This is a genomic window from Nocardioides flavus (ex Wang et al. 2016), assembly GCF_014653115.1.
In the GTDB taxonomy this organism is placed as follows: Bacteria; Actinomycetota; Actinomycetes; order Propionibacteriales; family Nocardioidaceae; genus Nocardioides; species Nocardioides flavus.
On the sequence record NZ_BNAD01000009.1, the window covers coordinates 76,720 to 92,464 of the forward strand.

The 15,745-nt window shown below is 74.2% G+C and carries 15 protein-coding genes; 8 read left to right on the top strand and 7 right to left on the bottom strand.

What is annotated here, in order from left to right:
• Nucleotides 1–6 precede the first annotated feature (6 nt).
• Nucleotides 7–1,245 carry an ROK family transcriptional regulator gene (locus tag IE200_RS14685; RefSeq protein WP_191280233.1) on the bottom strand — a complete coding sequence of 413 codons (1,239 nt, stop codon included), beginning with the start codon at nt 1,243–1,245 and terminating at the stop codon, nt 7–9.
• An 89-nt stretch (nt 1,246–1,334) separates the two neighbouring features.
• Between IE200_RS14685 and zwf the strand changes: the two genes are divergently transcribed.
• The 4 genes from zwf to IE200_RS14705 are packed head-to-tail and all read left to right on the top strand — an operon-like array spanning nt 1,335 to nt 6,602.
• Entirely contained in the window at nt 1,335–2,813 is a 1,479-nt protein-coding gene (gene zwf, locus IE200_RS14690) for a glucose-6-phosphate dehydrogenase (protein ID WP_191280234.1), read from the top strand.
• The gene (gene edd, locus IE200_RS14695) at nt 2,810–4,684 is read left to right on the top strand and encodes a phosphogluconate dehydratase (RefSeq protein ID WP_191280235.1); all 1,875 of its coding nucleotides are present in this window, start codon (nt 2,810–2,812) and stop codon (nt 4,682–4,684) included. Before zwf ends, edd begins: the two co-directional genes overlap by 4 nt.
• Nucleotides 4,668–5,321, top strand: coding sequence for a bifunctional 4-hydroxy-2-oxoglutarate aldolase/2-dehydro-3-deoxy-phosphogluconate aldolase (gene eda, locus IE200_RS14700; RefSeq protein ID WP_191280236.1), 654 nt, complete (start codon nt 4,668–4,670; stop codon nt 5,319–5,321). Before edd ends, eda begins: the two co-directional genes overlap by 17 nt.
• 39 nt (nt 5,322–5,360) lie before the next feature.
• Nucleotides 5,361–6,602, top strand: coding sequence for a glycoside hydrolase family 16 protein (locus IE200_RS14705; protein WP_191280237.1), 1,242 nt, complete (start codon nt 5,361–5,363; stop codon nt 6,600–6,602).
• A 4-nt stretch (nt 6,603–6,606) separates the two neighbouring features.
• Here the strand turns inward: IE200_RS14705 and IE200_RS14710 are convergent, their stop codons facing one another.
• Both IE200_RS14710 and IE200_RS14715 read right to left on the bottom strand, forming a co-directional pair.
• Complete coding sequence (locus IE200_RS14710) at nt 6,607–6,861, bottom strand: hypothetical protein (RefSeq protein WP_191280238.1); 255 nt, start codon at nt 6,859–6,861, stop codon at nt 6,607–6,609.
• 68 nt (nt 6,862–6,929) lie between these two features.
• Entirely contained in the window at nt 6,930–8,201 is a 1,272-nt protein-coding gene (locus IE200_RS14715) for an MFS transporter (protein WP_191280239.1), read from the bottom strand.
• 163 nt (nt 8,202–8,364) lie between these two features.
• Between IE200_RS14715 and IE200_RS14720 the strand changes: the two genes are divergently transcribed.
• Genes IE200_RS14720 through IE200_RS14735 form a run of 4 tightly spaced genes read left to right on the top strand, consistent with a single transcriptional unit; the run spans nt 8,365 to nt 12,050 of the window.
• Entirely contained in the window at nt 8,365–8,868 is a 504-nt protein-coding gene (locus IE200_RS14720; protein ID WP_191280240.1) for a fluoride efflux transporter FluC, read from the top strand.
• Nucleotides 8,865–9,236, top strand: coding sequence for a fluoride efflux transporter CrcB (gene crcB / locus IE200_RS14725; protein WP_191280241.1), 372 nt, complete (start codon nt 8,865–8,867; stop codon nt 9,234–9,236). Before IE200_RS14720 ends, crcB begins: the two co-directional genes overlap by 4 nt.
• A 34-nt stretch (nt 9,237–9,270) precedes the next feature.
• Entirely contained in the window at nt 9,271–10,836 is a 1,566-nt protein-coding gene (locus IE200_RS14730; RefSeq protein ID WP_191280242.1) for an ArnT family glycosyltransferase, read from the top strand.
• The gene (locus IE200_RS14735; protein ID WP_191280243.1) at nt 10,833–12,050 is read left to right on the top strand and encodes a hypothetical protein; all 1,218 of its coding nucleotides are present in this window, start codon (nt 10,833–10,835) and stop codon (nt 12,048–12,050) included. Before IE200_RS14730 ends, IE200_RS14735 begins: the two co-directional genes overlap by 4 nt.
• On the opposite strand, the gene IE200_RS14740 is transcribed toward IE200_RS14735, so the two are convergent.
• The 4 genes from IE200_RS14740 to IE200_RS14755 are packed head-to-tail and all read right to left on the bottom strand — an operon-like array spanning nt 12,022 to nt 15,681.
• Nucleotides 12,022–12,768 carry a class I SAM-dependent methyltransferase gene (locus IE200_RS14740; RefSeq protein ID WP_229856575.1) on the bottom strand — a complete coding sequence of 249 codons (747 nt, stop codon included), beginning with the start codon at nt 12,766–12,768 and terminating at the stop codon, nt 12,022–12,024. The two genes, IE200_RS14735 and IE200_RS14740, sit on opposite strands and share 29 nt — an antisense overlap.
• The gene (gene rffA / locus IE200_RS14745) at nt 12,765–13,988 is read right to left on the bottom strand and encodes a dTDP-4-amino-4,6-dideoxygalactose transaminase (RefSeq protein ID WP_191280244.1); all 1,224 of its coding nucleotides are present in this window, start codon (nt 13,986–13,988) and stop codon (nt 12,765–12,767) included. Before rffA ends, IE200_RS14740 begins: the two co-directional genes overlap by 4 nt.
• On the bottom strand, nt 13,985–14,734 hold the full coding sequence (locus tag IE200_RS14750) for a sulfotransferase family protein (RefSeq protein WP_191280245.1): 750 nt from the start codon (nt 14,732–14,734) through the stop codon (nt 13,985–13,987). Before IE200_RS14750 ends, rffA begins: the two co-directional genes overlap by 4 nt.
• Complete coding sequence (locus IE200_RS14755; protein ID WP_191280246.1) at nt 14,731–15,681, bottom strand: glycosyltransferase family 2 protein; 951 nt, start codon at nt 15,679–15,681, stop codon at nt 14,731–14,733. The genes IE200_RS14750 and IE200_RS14755 overlap by 4 nt, the downstream gene beginning before the upstream one ends.
• Between the last annotated feature and the right edge of the window lie 64 nt (nt 15,682–15,745).

Here is a 15,745-nt window from a genome sequence, read left to right on the forward strand (position 1 = left end):
GTGAATCTACCCGGCCGGGCGCGCAAGTGCCGCGTCGACGGCGCGCGGGGAGAGCACCGACTCGAGGGCCAGCCGGACGCAGCCGACGACCCCGGCGCGGTCCCCGTACGCCGCGGGGAGGACCTGCAGGTCACGCCCGGCGAGCGCGGTGGTGGCGCTGAAGAGGCCCTCGCGCAGCCCCGCGGAGAACGTGTCGAACGCGCCGGCCATGTCGCCACCGACGACGACGGTGCGCGGGTTGAGGACGGTGACCGCGGCGGCGAGCGCCTCTCCGATGTGGCGACCAGCCTCGCGCACGACGGCCCGCGCGCGCCCGCTGCCGCGCCCGGCAGCCGCGACCAGGTCACGCACGTGGTCGACGTCCTCGCCCTCCGCCCGCAGCCTCTCGACCAGCGCCCACCCGCTCGCCACGGTCTCCAGGCAGCCGGTCTCGCCGCACCGGCAGCGCAGTCCCGCGGCGGCAGGCACCTTCACGTGCCCGAGCTCGCCGGCGGCGTTGCGGTGCCCGCGGACCAGCCGGCCGTCGGCGACGATGCCCAGCCCGATGCCGGTCGAGGCCTTGAGCACCAGCGCGTCGTCGTGCTCCTGCACCGTGGCCTCCTCCTCGGCCCCGGCCAGCGGCATCTGCGACAGCGCCATCACCCGCATGTCGTTGTCCAGCATCACGGGCGCGTCGGTGACCCGGCGCAGCCAGGGGGTGAGCGGCACGCCGTCCCAGCCGGTCAGGGCGGGGGAGTCGACGCTCATCGCGCGGCCGGGGTCGACGGTGCCCGCCAGGGACATGCCGACACCCCGTACCTCCGCGCCCGTACGGCCCAAGTCCTGCAGCATCCGCTCGAGGTGGTCGACCACCAGCGGCATCAGCACGTCCGGACCCGGCCCGGTCTCCTCCTCGAGGCTCACCCCGGCGAGCTCGGTCCCGTCGAGGGAGCACACCGACAGCTGCGAGCGGCTGCGGCCCACGGCGACGGCGAGCACGAGCCCGGCGTCGCGGTTGAGCACGAGCGTCGTCGCGGGACGTCCGCCGGTCGCGGACTCCTCCTCGCCCTCCAGCACCAGCCCGGCCTCGGCCAGGGCCGTGAGCCGCGCGTTGACGGCCGTGCGGGACAGGCCGGTCGCCCTGCCCAACGCACCTCGCGTCGCGGCCCGTCCGGACCGGATGAGGGCCAGGACCTCACCGGCGGTGGCGGAGGCAGGCGCAGCGGTGAGGGAGTGCAGCGGGGCGGGGGTCGGGGCGGGCGTCATGGTGGGGCGATTGTGGCACCAGCAAATATGTCTTGAAAAGACGTAAGTTCCGTTGCATTGGAACCGAACCGTCCGTACGGTGGTGCGCCATGGACCCGCTCACTCCCGTCGACCCCTGCGACTTCACCGTCTTCGGCGGCACCGGCGACCTCGCGCTGCGCAAGCTGCTGCCGGCGCTCTACCTCCGCGACCGCGACGGCCAGCTGCCCGACGGCTTCCGCGTCATCGGCGTCTCGCGCGCCGAGGTCGACGATGACGGCTACCGCGCGCTGGTGGCCGAGGCGTTGCGCGAGCACGTCCCCGAGGGGGACCTCGACACGCCGGTCGTCGAGCGACTGCTCACCCGGCTGCACCACGTCGCGCTCGACATCGAGGACGTCGCGGCCTGGCACCAGCTCCACGACCGGCTCAAGGCCGGCGCCGCGTCCGACGACGTGATCCGCGTGTTCTACCTCGCGGTGGCCCCCGGCCTGTTCGGCACGATCTGCGAGCACCTCGAGGAGTCCGGCCTCGTCACCGAGCGCTCCCGCGTCGTGCTGGAGAAGCCGATGGGCAGCGACCTCGCCACCGCGCAGCAGGTCAACGCCGCCGTCGGACGTGTCTTCGACGAGTCGAGCATCTTCCGCATCGACCACTACCTCGGCAAGGAGAGCGTGCAGAACCTGCTGGTCACCCGGTTCGCCAACACCTTCCTCGAGCCGTTGTGGAACAGCCGGTGGGTCGACCACGTCCAGATCACCGTCTCGGAGTCGATCGGCGTCGGCGAGCGCGGCTCCTACTACGACCGCTCGGGCGCCCTGCGCGACATGGTGCAGAACCACCTCCTCCAGCTGCTGTGCCTGGTGGCGATGGAGCCCCCGACCTACGTCGACCGCGAGACGGTCCGCGACGAGAAGCTCAAGGTCCTGCAGGCCCTGCGGTCGATGACCCCCGAGCTCGTCGACCGCGACACCGTCGCCGGCCAGTACGCCGCCGGGCTGTGCGAGGGCCGTCCCGCCACGTCGTACGCCGAGGAGGTCGGGCACGCCAGCAGCACCGAGACCTTCGTGGCCCTGAAGACCGAGGTGCAGAACTGGCGGTGGGCAGGCGTGCCGTTCTACCTGCGCACCGGCAAGCGGATGCCCGAGCGGGTCTCGGAGATCGTGGTGGTCTTCAAGGAGCCGCCGCACCCGATGTTCCCGCACAGCGAGGGCCCCACCGAGGCCAACCGGCTGCACATCCGCGTCCAGCCCGACGAGGGCATGCGCCTGCACATGACGGCCAAGGAGCCGGGCCCGGGCGGCATCCGCCTGCGTCCGGTGTCGCTGGACCTCAGCTATGCCGCCGCCTTCGGCACCCGCTCGCCCGACGCGTACGAGCGCCTGCTGATGGACGTCGTGCGCGGCAACACCACCCTCTTCATGCGCCGCGACGAGGTCGAGGCCGCCTGGACGTGGGTCGCCCCCATCCTCGAGCGCTGGTCGCAGCCCTCGCACCGCCCCCGGCCCTACCCGGCCGGCACGCACGGTCCCGTCGCCTCCGTCACGCTCCTCGAGCGTGACGGCCGATCCTGGCAGGAGACAGCATGAGCACGCCCCGCATCGACCCGGTGGTCGCCGAGGTCACCGCCCGCATCACCCGTCGCAGCGCCGCCACCCGGGCGGCCTACCTCGCCCGCACCGACGCCGCCCTCGCCTCCGGCACGGCGCGGGGCCGGCTGGCCTGCGCCAACCTCGCCCACGGCTTCGCCGCCGCCGAGGGGCCGGTGAAGGCCGGGCTGCGGGCGGGCCGCAAGCCCAACGTGGCGATCGTGTCGGCCTACAACGACATGCTCTCGGCCCACCAGCCGTTCCGCGACGTGCCCGAGGTGCTGAAGAAGTCGATCGTGCGCGCCGGCGGCCTCGCCCAGTTCGCCGGCGGCGTGCCCGCCATGTGCGACGGCATCACGCAGGGCCGCGCCGGGATGGAGCTCTCGCTCTTCAGCCGCGACCTGATCGCCATGTCGACCGCGGTCGCGCTCTCGCACGACATGTTCGACGCCGCGATGATGCTCGGGGTCTGCGACAAGATCGTCCCCGGCCTGCTGATCGGTGCGCTGTCCTTCGGCCACCTGCCGACCGTCTTCGTGCCCGCGGGACCGATGCCCTCGGGCCTGCCCAACGCGGAGAAGGCGCGCGTGCGCCAGCTCTACGCCGAGGGCAAGGTGGGACGCGAGGAGCTGCTCGAGGCCGAGGCCCAGTCCTACCACTCCGCCGGCACGTGCACGTTCTACGGCACCGCCAACAGCAACCAGATGCTGATGGAGGTGATGGGCCTGCACCTGCCCGACGCGACCTTCGCCAACCCGGGCACGCCGCTGCGCGCGGCGCTGACCCGCGCGGCGGGGGAGCGTACGGTCGCCATCACCCACGCCGGCGGCGAGCCCACCCCGGTCGGACACCTCGTCGACGAGAAGGCCGTCGTCAACGCCTGCGTCGCGCTGCTCGCCACCGGTGGGTCGACCAACCACACGATGCACCTGGTCGCGATCGCCGCAGCGGCCGGCATCACTCTCACGTGGGACGACCTCTCCGACCTCTCGGCCACTGTCCCGCTGCTCACGCGGATCTACCCCAACGGCTCGGCCGACATCAACCACTTCGTCGCCGCAGGCGGCACGCCGTTCCTGGTGCACACGCTGCTCAAGCACGGCTACCTCCACGACGACGTGCTCACCGTCTCCGGACGCGGCCTGTGGCGGCACACCCGCGAGGCCCGCCTCGACGGCCAGCAGGTGACGTGGGAGGAAGGTCCCAAGCGGTCGCTCGACACCGACGTGCTGCGCGCGGCGGACGACCCGTTCGCCCCCGACGGCGGCCTGCGGATGCTCTCCGGTCGCCTCGGCCGCGCGGTCGTCAAGACCTCGGCGGTGAAGCCCGAGCACCGCGTCGTCACGGCCCCGGCGCTCGTCTTCGACGACCAGGCCGACTTCCTCGCCGCCTTCGCCGAGGGTCGCCTCGACGGCCGGGACCTCGTCGCCGTCGTGCGCTACCAGGGCCCCGCCGCCAACGGCATGCCCGAGCTGCACAAGCTCATGCCGGCCCTCGGGGTGCTGCAGGACCGCGGCCAGCGGGTCGCCGTCGTCACCGACGGACGCATGTCCGGCGCCTCCGGCAAGGTGCCCGCCGCCATCCACGTCACGCCCGAGGCGGCCCTGGGAGGAGCGCTCGCCCGGGTCCGCGACGGCGACCTCGTCACCGTCGACGCGGAGGCCGGCGTGCTCGACCTCGAGGTCGCCGACGCCGAGTTCGAGCGCCGCGAGACCACCGGCCGTGCGCCGCACGACGTCGAGTGGGCCGGCACCGGCCGTGAGCTGTTCTCCGGCTTCCGCGCGATCGTCGGCACCGCCGAGACCGGTGCCAGCGTCATCCGCCCCCTGCCCGCCCCCACCGAGGAGGCCCCTGTTGTCCAGCCCGTCTGAGGTCCAGGTCCGGCCTGCGCCGGCCTCGCTGCTCTCCCTCGTCCCGGTGGTGCCGGTCGTCGTGCTCGACGACCTCGCCCACGCCGTACCGGTGGCCCGCGCGCTCGTGGCAGGCGGTCTGCCCGTCATCGAGCTCACCCTGCGCACGCCGGTGGCGCTCGACGCCATCCGGGCGATCGCCGACGAGGTCCCCGAGATCCTCGTCGGCGCCGGCACGATCACCTCGCCCGAGCTGGTCACGCGGGCCGTCGAGGCGGGCGCGCAGTTCCTCGTCTCCCCGGGGACGACCCCGGGCCTGCTCCGCGAGATGGCCGCCTCGGGGGTGCCGTTCCTGCCCGGGACCGCCACGGTCTCCGAGGCCATGGCCGTGCTCGAGGCGGGTTTCTCGGAGATGAAGTTCTTCCCGGCCGAGGCCTCCGGCGGCGCGCCCTACCTGAAGTCGCTGGCCTCGCCCCTGCCGGCGGCGCGCTTCTGCCCGACGGGTGGCATCACCGCGGCCTCGGCGCCGGCGTACCTCTCCCTGCCCAACGTCGGGTGCGTCGGCGGCTCCTGGCTCACGCCTGCGGACGCGCTCGCGGCGAGGGACTGGGACCGCGTGACCGCGCTCGCACGGGAGGCTGCCGCGCTCGCGGGCTGAGCCCACAACCAACCGCGGCCGAGCGGCGTCCCACCTCGCGTGCCCCGACTCCTCCTGCGCGCCGCGAGCGCCCTCCTGCTCACGGCCCCCCTGCTCACGTGGACGCCGCCCGCCTCCTCCACCGACTCCGCGCCCGCGTCCGCCCAGGTCGAGGACGTGGTGGCGAGCGTCTCGGTGCGCGCGGCCAAGCGCCAGCGGATCCGCCTCGAGGTGCTGCCGCAGGTCGTGCACCCCGGCGGCGCGGTCGCGAGCGCCGACGCCGCCCGTACGGCCGTCACCGCCACGCTGCGGCCGGTCATCCCGGGCCGGCGGGTCCAGCTGCAGGTGCGTGAGGAGCACGGCCCGGACGTGCCCGCGACGTGGCGTGCTGTCGGCCTCAGGCGGCAGGACCGATGGGGTCGCGCGCAGTTCGCCGCCGCCGGCTCGTCGGCGGGGAAGGCCCTCGTCTACCGGGTCAAGGCGATGGCCTCGGGCCGCACCCGTCCGGTCAAGAGCGCTCCCGTGAGCACCGCCAGGTGGCTCGACCCGACGTGGACCGACGAGTTCTCCGGCTCCCACCTCGGCGGGGCCTGGGACCACCGCGGGCGCGACTACTCCCACGGCAGCCGCCGCTCCTGCGCCAAGGGCGACCCGCGGGCGACCACGGTCGACGGTGGCGCGGTGCGGCTGAGCGTCGTCAAGGACCCCGATGCGACGAAGCGGTGCCGGATCAAGGGCCGTGACGCCCGCGCCGGACGCTTCGCCTACCGCCTCAACGGCCACATCGGCACCCAGGGCGCCTTCTCCTTCCGCTACGGCGTCGCCGCGGCGCGGGTGAGGTTCCACCGCCTGCGCGGCCAGCACGGCGCCTTCTGGCTCCAGCCGGTCAGCGGGATGCACGCCGGGGCGCTCGGCAACGAGATCGACGTCGTGGAGTACTTCGGCGACCACCACCCGCAGGGCGGGCTGGCGTCCTTCATGCACCGCTACGACGGCAAGCGCCGGGTCCCGTCCGGAGGTTGGATCCCGAGGTCGAGGTCCTTCCTGGACGGCCGTCACGACGGGTGGTCGAAGAACTACCACGTCTTCTCGGTCGAGTGGACGCCCCGGCAGCTCGTCTTCCGCATCGACGGCAAGGAGACCGCGCGGATCCGTGGACGGATCTCCGCTGAGCGGCAGTTCGTCATCCTCAGCCTGATCTCGGCCAACTACGAGATCCCCAAGATCAAGGACCGCCGCCTGCCCCAGCACATGTACGTCGACTGGGTGCGGGTGTGGGAGACGGGGGACGACCGCGGCTGAGCCGTCACCCGCGTCCGCGCAACCCCCGGTAGAGGTCGATCTCGGCCCGCATCCGGGGCGGGAGCGGGACCCCTGCGGCGGCGAGCGCCTCCGCGTAGGCGTCGAGTGCGTCGAGCAACGACTGGCGCAGCACCTGCTGCTCCGCGAGCCGCTTGTCGTGCCTCGCGTCCTCGAGCCGCCGGCGCGCGGCGTGCACCGCCTCCAGCAGCATCGAGAGGTGCTCGTGCCGACCCGGGTCCGAGCGTCGTCCTGCGTACAACCTGGCCATCCGACCTGTCCAGCAGGGCCTGCAGCGGGGGTGCCGCCAGCGTCCTGGACCCCTTCAACCTACCCGGTCGTGACCCGCGCCGCCGCCGGAACGCGTGACTGCGCCGCCGGGACGACCACATCGGGGGCCGCCTCGGCAGCGGTGCGCAGCCGCCGCTGCTGGGTGGTCATCAGCAGCACGGCGAGGACCGTGGCGCCCACCGTCACGGCGAACGCGGCCGTGGCGCCCGACGCGTCGGCCAGCCGACCGGCGAGGCTGGAGCCCAGCGCGTAGCCCAGGCCGGTGGCGCTCGCCAGCATCGTCATGGCGGTGCCGACCCGAGCCGGCGGCACCGCGCGCTCGGCCAGCGAGAACACCGCGATCATGTAGGGCGCCACCGCGAAGCCCAGGAGCAGCACGGTCGCCGTGGCAGTCAGGAGCGACCCCACGAGCAGCAGCGGGAGCGAGAGCACGAGCAGGGCCCACGCGGCGAGCAGCGCCCGCCGCTCGTGGCCGACCCGCTCCGGCACGTACGCCGTGGCGAGGCCCGCGATCGCGCTGCCGACGCCGAGGGTGGCGTGCACGAGGCCCGCCGTGCCCGGGGTGCCGGCGTACGTGGCGAGCACGGTGGCGCCGGTCTGGGTCGCACCGAACAGCATGCCGATCGAGAGCTGCGCCCCGACCAGCACCACGAATGCTGCCGTCAGCAACCGGCCGGCCCCGGCCGGACGCTTCGCGGAGTGGGTGAGGCGGGCCGAGGGGTCGAGCGCGAAGGCCGAGCCGAACACCGCGAGCAGCAGGGCGGCCAGCAGCATCGCACCGCCCGGCGAGAAGGCCGCGACGGACAGGCCGACCAGGGCCGGGCCCACGGCGAACGAGGCCTCGTCGGCGGCCCCCTCGTAGGAGAACGCCGCGTCGACGAGGCGGCGCTGGTGGGCGCCCGTGCTCCGGGTCAGCGGGCGCCACCGCACGCGTGCGAGCGGGCCCACCTGAGGAAGGAACAGGCCGGTGGCGGCGGCGGTGAGGACGACGCTCGACGGTGCGGCGTCGCCGCCCACGACCGCGACGAGAAGGGCCAGGCCGCTCGCGCCCAGCAGCGACTGGACGAGGACGACGGGGCGCTGGCCGACCCGGTCGGCGAGCGAGCCGGCGACCGGCGCGCCGACGGCGTTGGCGACGGCCAGTGCCCCGGCGCTCAGGCCGCCGAGGCCATAGCTGCCGGACGCGGTCGAGACGAGGAGGAGCGTGCCGAGCTGGCTCATCGCCAGCGGCAGTCGGCCGACGAACGCCACCATGACGTAGGTCGGGCCGGCGAGGTGGAGGAGTCGGCGGTAGGAGGCGAGAGGGGTCACGGGGGTCCTTCGGGGTGCGTCGGAACGACGCGCCGAACCCACCTCCAAGGACGCGTTGAACCCTCTGCTGCGGCCATCCTACGAACGAGCCTCGCACGGCCGGGAATCGCGGCGCCGAACCGTGGCCGCCGTCGCGACCGCAGCGGCTACAGTTCGGGCCGCGATGGACGACGACGAGACCGGCCTGCACGTGCGCCCCCACGGGCTGCCGATCGACCCCGACACGGCCGGCGACCAGGTCGAGGAGGGCCGGCACCGGTGGCTGGCGTTCGCCCGTACGCACGCCGACGTCCTCGCGGTGATCAGCGCCGGAGGTGCGTTGGGGAGCCTGGGCAGGTGGGGCCTGGAGCAGCTGCTCCCCTGGTCGGGGACGTCCTTCCCGTGGGCGACCTTCGCGGTCAACGTGACCGGCGCCCTCGCGCTCGGGGTGCTCATGGTGCTCGTCGTCGACGTGTGGCCCCCGCGCCGCTACGTGCGGCCCTTCGTCGGCGTCGGCCTGCTGGGCGGCTGGACCACGTTCAGCACCTACGTGCTGGAGGCCCGCGACCTTCTCGCCGTCGGTCGCCCGGGCACCGCCCTCGCCTACGTCGGCGGGTCGCTGGTCGCCGGGCTCGTCGCGGTGTGGGTGGGCATCGCCCTGACCCGGCTGGTGGCGGTCACCCGATGACCGTCCTCGCGGTGCTGCTCGGCGGCGCGATCGGCGCGCCCCTGCGCTACGTGGCGGACCTGTTCGTCCAGTCCCGGCACGAGAGCGTCTTCCCGTGGGGCACCTTCACGGTCAACGTCGTGGGCTCGCTGGTCCTGGGCCTCACCGCTGCCGCGGTCGTCGAGCTCGGCTCGCCGGACTGGGTGCTGGTCCTCGTCGGGACCGGGCTCTGCGGTGCGCTGACGACCTTCTCGACCTTCGGCTACGAGACGGTGCGGCTGCTCGAGGAGGGCTCGGTGGGGGCCGCCGCGGCCAACAGCGTGGGCAGCATCGTGGTCGGCCTGGGCGCCTGCGCGGGCGGCTTCGCCCTCGCGACCGCGCTCCTGTGAGTCCGGCGCGGTCCCGACTCCGTAGGGTGTGCGCGTGTCCCCTCGTCCCGACCGGCCCGGCACCGGTCGGCGCAGTGGGGGCGTACGGCTGCGCAGCGTCGACCCCCTCGTCCCCGTCGTGGGCGCGGTGTCACTGCTGGTCTACGTGCTGCACGGCTTCCACGGCGCCCTGACCCGCGACCTCGGCATCTACAGCTATGCCGGGCAGCAGGTCGCCGAGGGGGTGCCTCCCTACGTCGGCGTCCTGAACCGCGCCGGGCCGCTCGCCCACGTGCTGCCCGGGGCCGGCGCGCTCGTCGCGCGAGCCGGCGGTCTCGACGACCTCGTCACCATGCGGGTGCTGTTCATGCTGGTCGCCGTCGCCGCGGTCTGCCTGACCTACGTCCTCGGTCGCGACCTCCTCGGCTCCCGCGCCGCCGGGCTGGTGTCTGCCGGAGCGATGCTCGCCTTCCACGGCTTCATCGAGTACGCCTCCAACGGCCCGCGCGAGAAGACGCCGATGACCCTCTTCATCATCGGTGCGCTGTGGGCGGTGACCCACCGGCGCTGGTTCACCGCGGGCGTCCTGACCAGCCTCGCCACGCTGTGCCTGCAGACCGCGTTCTTCAGCACCTTCACCGCCGTGGCGGTCGGCGTGCTGCTGCTCGCCCACGGGCGCCGGCTGCGGTCGCTGGTGGCGGTCGCCGCCGGCGGGCTCGTGCCCGTGCTCGTCCTGCTCGCGTGGTTCGCGCTCGCCGGGTCGCTGCGCGAGGCGTACGAGGGGTTCTACGGCATCAACCGGCGCTACACCGTGCCCAACCCGCTGACCACGGACCGCGAGCTGGTGTGGGAGGACCTGCAGCAGGCGTACGGGACCTCGGTGTGGCTGCTGTTCGCCGGCTGGGTGCTCCTGGTGCTCGTCTCCGCGGCGGCGGCGTCGCGCCGCGCCCGCGCCGCGCAACCCTGGCTGGCGGTGCTGCCCGCGATGACCGCCGGCCTCCTCGCGGGGACGTGGTGGATCCTGCAGGAGTACGACGCCTGGGCCGACCTGTTCCCGCTGCTGCCGTTCGCCGCGCTCGGGCTCGGGGCGGCGTACGCCGTGGCGACGCGTGCCCTCGCGCCGCGTTGGCAGGCGGTGTCCGCGACGGTGCTGGCAGGGGCCGCGGTCGTCGTCGCGCTGACCTACGCGGCGACGAGCCGCGACGACACCCTGGACGAGCAGCGCGAGGCCACGCGGGCGGTCCTCGCCACGCTCGACGCCGACGCGACCATCACGTCCGTCGAGGCGCCGCAGCCGCTGGTGCTGACCGGTCGGCGCAACCCCACGCGGTACCAGATGTTCCGCAGCGGGCTCCAGGACTACATGGACGACACGTGGCCCGGCGGGCTCGTCGGGTTCCAGGAGGACCTGGTCGCCGACGGCTCCGACCTCGTGGCGGTGGGGGAGACGGTCTCGATGCGGTGGCGGGCGTCGTTGCAGCCCGAGTACGTCTACGTCGGCAGCGCCCCGCTGTGGGACTGGTACGCCCGCGCCTCGCTGGGCGAGGACACGATCGCGGACCTGCGGGAGGCGGCGGGCCACGACCCCGACGACCCGCTCGCCGAGCCGCTGGCGCCATGAGCGGACGTCGCGCCTCGCTCCTGCTCGCCGCCGGCTCGGTCGTGAGCGGGGTGCTCGCCTACGTGCTGTTCGCCCTCGTCACGCGCGGGCTCGGGGCGACGACCGCCGCGCCGGTCTCGGTGCTGTGGACCGTGTGGGCGCTCGCGGGGGCGGCGTTCACCTTCCCGCTCCAGCACTGGATCACCGGCAGCCTGGCGGCCGGCCGGGAGGGCGAGGTCCGGCGCTCCGGCACGCGCGTCGGCGGCCTGGTGGTGGCTGCTGCCGCGGCCGCCGGCGTGCTGGCGTGGGTGTGGCGGGACCGCCTGTTCGGTCGGGACGACGCCTGGTTCCCCGTGCTCGCGGGGCTCGTCGTGGTCGGTTCCGCCGCTGTCGGGGTGCTCCGGGGCGGCCTGGCCGGCCGGGGCCGGATGGCGTCGGTCGCGTGGAGCCTGGTCGCGGAGAACGCGCTGCGGTGCGTGCTGGTGGCAGTGCTGCTGCTCCTCGACGTGCGCGACCCGGTCGCCCACGGGCTCTGCCTGGTGGCGGGGTCGCTGGTCGCGGTGCGGCCGAGCGCCTGGCGGTACGCCGACGCCGGCGGGCGACCGGCGGGCGCGGTGGCGTTCCTCGGCAGCGCAGGGACGGCCCAGCTCCTCGCGCAGGGCGTGCTGACCGGCGGGGCCGTGGTGCTCGCGCTCGTCGGCGGCTCGCCCGCCGAGGTGACCTCGATGTTCGCGACGCTCGCCCTCTTCCGGGCGCCGTACATGGTCGTCCTCGGCACGCTGCCGCAGGTCACCCACCACGTGACCGGCCTCGTCGTCGCAGGCGAGCACCCCGCGCTGCGCTCGCTCGCCCGTCGCGTGGCCGTGGCCGGGACCGGCGCCGTGGCGGTGGCCACGGCCGTCGGCCTGGTGGCGGGTCCGCTGCTGGTGCGCACCGTCTTCGGTACGAGCGTCGAGGTCGACGCGGGCGTCGCCGCGATCGTCGGGGCAGGATGCGCACTGGCACTGGTCAATGTCGTGGTCATGGTCGGCGCCCTGGCGCGGGACCGACCCGCCCGCGTCGCCGCGGCCTGGGGCCTGGCCGTCGCCGCCGGGGCGCTCGCACTGGTGGCGACCCCGTCCGGCCCGGTCGAGCGGGTGGCGTGGGCGTTCCTCGTGGCCGAGGTCGCCGCGACCGTGCTTCTCGCCGTGGTGGCCTCGGCGCTGCTCAGGACCGGTCGGAGCGCCCGGGCCTGACCGCCGCGAGGAGCACGGACGAGCCGAAGGGCAGGTCGTGGCGGCGCAGGATCCGTGACTCCGCATGGCACACGCCCGTCAGCGCCCGGTCGACGCGCGGGGACACCTCGGGCAGCCGGGCGTCGCCCGGACGCGCCGGACGCACCCGCCGCGCGAGCCGCTCGACGGCGAAGAGGGGGAACACGCCGGCGAAGGCGTACGTCGCGCGCACGACCCGCATGCCGACGCCCTCCACGAGGTCGACCAGCGCCGGACGCGTGTAGCGGCGGTGGTGCCCGGCGCGGACGTCGTGGTCGGACCACGCCCACGCGTAGGCGGGCACCGAGAGCAGCATCCGGCCGCCCGGCACCAGCACGCGCGCGAGCTCGGCCACCGCGCGCGTGTCGTCGGCGCAGTGCTCGACGACGTCGAAGGCGGAGACGACGTCGAAGGTTGCGTCGGCGAAGGGCAGGTCGGTGGCCGACCCCACGACCCCCTCTCCGGCGCGCAGCCCCTCGGGGAAGAGGTCGAGGCTGACGTGCTGCTGCTCGCCGCGCATCCAGCCGACGCTCGGGGCGTCGGCGCTGCCCACGTCGAGGGTGCGCCGCGGCGCGGCCAGGTGCGGTGTCATCACGGCGCCGAGCAGCTCGGTCCGGGCGCGGTGCCACCAGTAGCCGTCGTGACGCAGGGAGGACGACCCCGGTTGTCCTGCGGCCACGTGGGGTGGCGCGGGGCTCACCGGTCCCACAGGGTCGCGGTGCAGGCGTCGACGAACGCGTCGACCGTGCGGTCGAGGTCGGCCGCGGACAGCTCGTTGTGGAACGGCAGCCGCAGCAGCCGGTCGCTGACGTCCTGGGAGACCGGGCACTCGGTCGGCCGTACGGCGAACTCCCGGCCGGCGACGGAGGCGTGGAGCGGCTGGTAGTGGAAGGTGGCCTGCACGCCCGCCTTGCGCATCAGCTCCAGCACGTCGTTGCGCCGGTCGCGGTGGGGGAGCAGCACGTAGTACATGTGGTGGGCGGGGCTCCGGTCCTCCGGCACCCGCATCACCTCGAACTGCAGCTCCTCGGCGAGCGGAGCCAGCGAGGCCGCGTAGTGCTCGTGGAGCCGCCGGCGGCGCCCCTGCACCACCTCGCGTTGCTCGAGCTGGCCGAGGAGGTAGGCCGCCAGGACGTCGGAGAGGCCGAACGAGGAGCCGGTGTCCTTCCAGGTGTACTTGTCGACCTGGCCGAGCATGAACGCGTGCCGGTTGGTGCCCTTGTCGTAGAGCACGCGGGCACGCTCCACGTCGTCGGGGTCGTTGAGGACGAGGGCGCCGCCCTCGCCGCACACGAAGTTCTTGGTCTCGTGGAAGCTGAGCGTGGCGTAGCGGCCCAGGCTGCCGAGCGGCTCGTCGCGCCAGGCGCCGAACAGGCCGTGCGCGTTGTCCTCGACGAGACGTACGTCGGGCCACTCCGCCATGACCTCGCGGATGCCCTCCACGTCGCACGCGACGCCGGCGTAGTGCACGACGACGACCGCGCGCACGGTCTCGTCGAGCAGGGTGGTCAGGTGCGCCGGGTCGAGGCCCAGCGTGCGGGGCTCGATGTCGCAGAAGAGCAGCCCTGCCCCCTGCCGGGCGAAGGCCAGGCCGGAGCTGGTGAAGGTGAAGGACGGCACGATGACCGTGTCGCCCGGGCCGAGGTCCATGAGCATCGCCGAGAGCTCGAGGGCGGTGGTGCAGGACGTCGTCATCAGCACGTCGGCCGCGCCGGTCTCGGCGGCGAGGACCTGGGCGGTGCGCTGGGAGAACGGACCGCCCGAGGACAGGTGCCCGCTCGCGACCGCCTCCTGGACGTGCTCGAGCTCGCGACCGACCACGGACGCGACGTTGAACGGCACGTCGCGGGGCTCGGCGCCCACGTCGTCCGCGAGCTGCTGCTGTGCCATCGCCGGCACCTCCTCCTCGTCGCGACTCACCACGGCAGGCTCCTGCCCAGTCGGGCGGCCAGGTCGTCGTTGCTGTCCTGGAAGTACCCCGCAACCGCCTCGGCCACACGTGCGTCGAGGCGCGGTGCCTCGCCGGGGCTCGCGTTGGCGGCCTGCGGCGCGGGGGCCGGCGTACGGTCCGGGTCGAGGCCGAGTGCGGCGACGAGGCTGCTCAGCACGCCGGGGTCGGCCAGCAGCTCCTCGAGCAGGAGCACGTGCGTGGTCGAGGGGAACGTGGTGGACCAGGGTCCGAGCTGCTCGGCATAGCGGCCGCGACGGAGGTAGGCGAAGGGGGACACCGACGACTGCCGGGGGTCCCAGGGCTGGTCCCCGCGCAGGTCGGCGAGCAGCGCCTCCTCGAGGCTGCGGGTCTCGAGTCCGTTGGCGGTGCTGAAGCGCCAGTGCGACACCGCGCGCTCCACCGGGTCGCGCAGCAGCACGACCACGTCGACCTCGCCGAGCACGGCCGCGGCCCGCCCGGGTGCAGCCGGGTCCTCGAAGTAGCTGGTGCTCTTGTCGCCGAGCACGGCCTCGTCGCGGGCGTGCGCGAACCAGGTCCGGTGGTACCAGTCCGCGCCGCGCGCCGACAGCGCGGCGTCGCAGAACACCTTGGGCTCCGGAGGCGTCGGCCGCGCCATCGTGAGGTCGGGGTGGGCGTCCAGGGCGCGGCCGAGGTAGGTCGTGCCGCACCGCTGGGCACCGACCACCAGGAGGTGCCGGTGCCCGCAGCCGCTCACGACGACACCCGTCGCGCCACGTGGTAGGTGCGCACCACGCTGACGGCGTTGAGGGTGCGCACGACGTACTCGCCGACCATCGACAGCAGCATGATCACGAAGCCGTTGAGCACGGCGAGGAGCACCGCGATGGTCGTCCACCCGGGCACCTCCGAGTCCACGAACAGCGACCGGACGAGGTAGAAGAGGCCCAGCACGAAGCTGCCGCCGGCCACCGCGAAGCCGACGGCGGCGGCCGCCCGCAGGGGGAAGACGGAGTAGCTGAAGAGGATGGTCAGCACCAGCGACGCGATGCGCCGCAGGCCGTAGTTGCTGGTGCCGACGGGCCGGGGGTCGTGGCGCACCAGCACGTCGGCGGGGTCGCGGGAGCTCATCAGCGCCTGCCCGGTGATGTAGGGGTGGGCGGTGCGCGACTCGCAGATCCGGTCGACCACGTCGCGGCGCAGGATGCGGAAGTTCGAGACCGCGAGGCCGGGCGGCTGGTCGAAGACGCGGTGGTTGATCGCGCTGATCGCGCGGCTGCCCAGCCGGCGGTAGCCCCGCGCCTGCTTGCGCTCGAAGCGGCCGAAGACGACGTCGTGGCCCTCCATCGCCTTCTCGATGAGCAGCAGCGCCTGGTCGGGCGGGTTCTGGAGGTCGTCGTCGAGGGTGATCACGTAGTCGCCGGTCGCCTCGCGCATGCCGGCGACGTTGGCGTGGTGCTGGCCGTAGTTGCGCAGCAGGTCGATGGCGACGACGTGGGGCGACTGCGCGGCCCGCGCGGCGATGACGTCCCAGCTGCCGTCGCGGCTGCCGTCGTTGACCAGGACGACCTGGTGGCGCAGCCCGGCGGACTCGAAGACCTCGAGGACCGCGTCGACGGTGCGTCCGACGACGTCCTGGCTGTTGTAGACCGGGATCACCACGGAGTAGGTGAAGTCCGAGGCTCGCAACGAGGTGGTGGCCACCCGGCGAGCATAGGGTCACCGCCCGTGCGCCCGCCCCACCCCTCGGCGCAGGCCGGCGCACCCC

Bases quoted from the DNA above. Each gene is read 5' to 3' on its own strand.
- IE200_RS14685 (WP_191280233.1), bottom strand. From the start codon at position 1,245: ATGACGCCCGCCCCGACCCCCGCCCCGCTGCACTCCCTCACCGCTGCG.
- zwf (WP_191280234.1), top strand. From the start codon at position 1,335: ATGGACCCGCTCACTCCCGTCGACCCCTGCGACTTCACCGTCTTCGGC.
- edd (WP_191280235.1), top strand. From the start codon at position 2,810: ATGAGCACGCCCCGCATCGACCCGGTGGTCGCCGAGGTCACCGCCCGC.
- IE200_RS14720 (WP_191280240.1), top strand. From the start codon at position 8,365: ATGGACGACGACGAGACCGGCCTGCACGTGCGCCCCCACGGGCTGCCG.
- crcB (WP_191280241.1), top strand. From the start codon at position 8,865: ATGACCGTCCTCGCGGTGCTGCTCGGCGGCGCGATCGGCGCGCCCCTG.
- IE200_RS14735 (WP_191280243.1), top strand. From the start codon at position 10,833: ATGAGCGGACGTCGCGCCTCGCTCCTGCTCGCCGCCGGCTCGGTCGTG.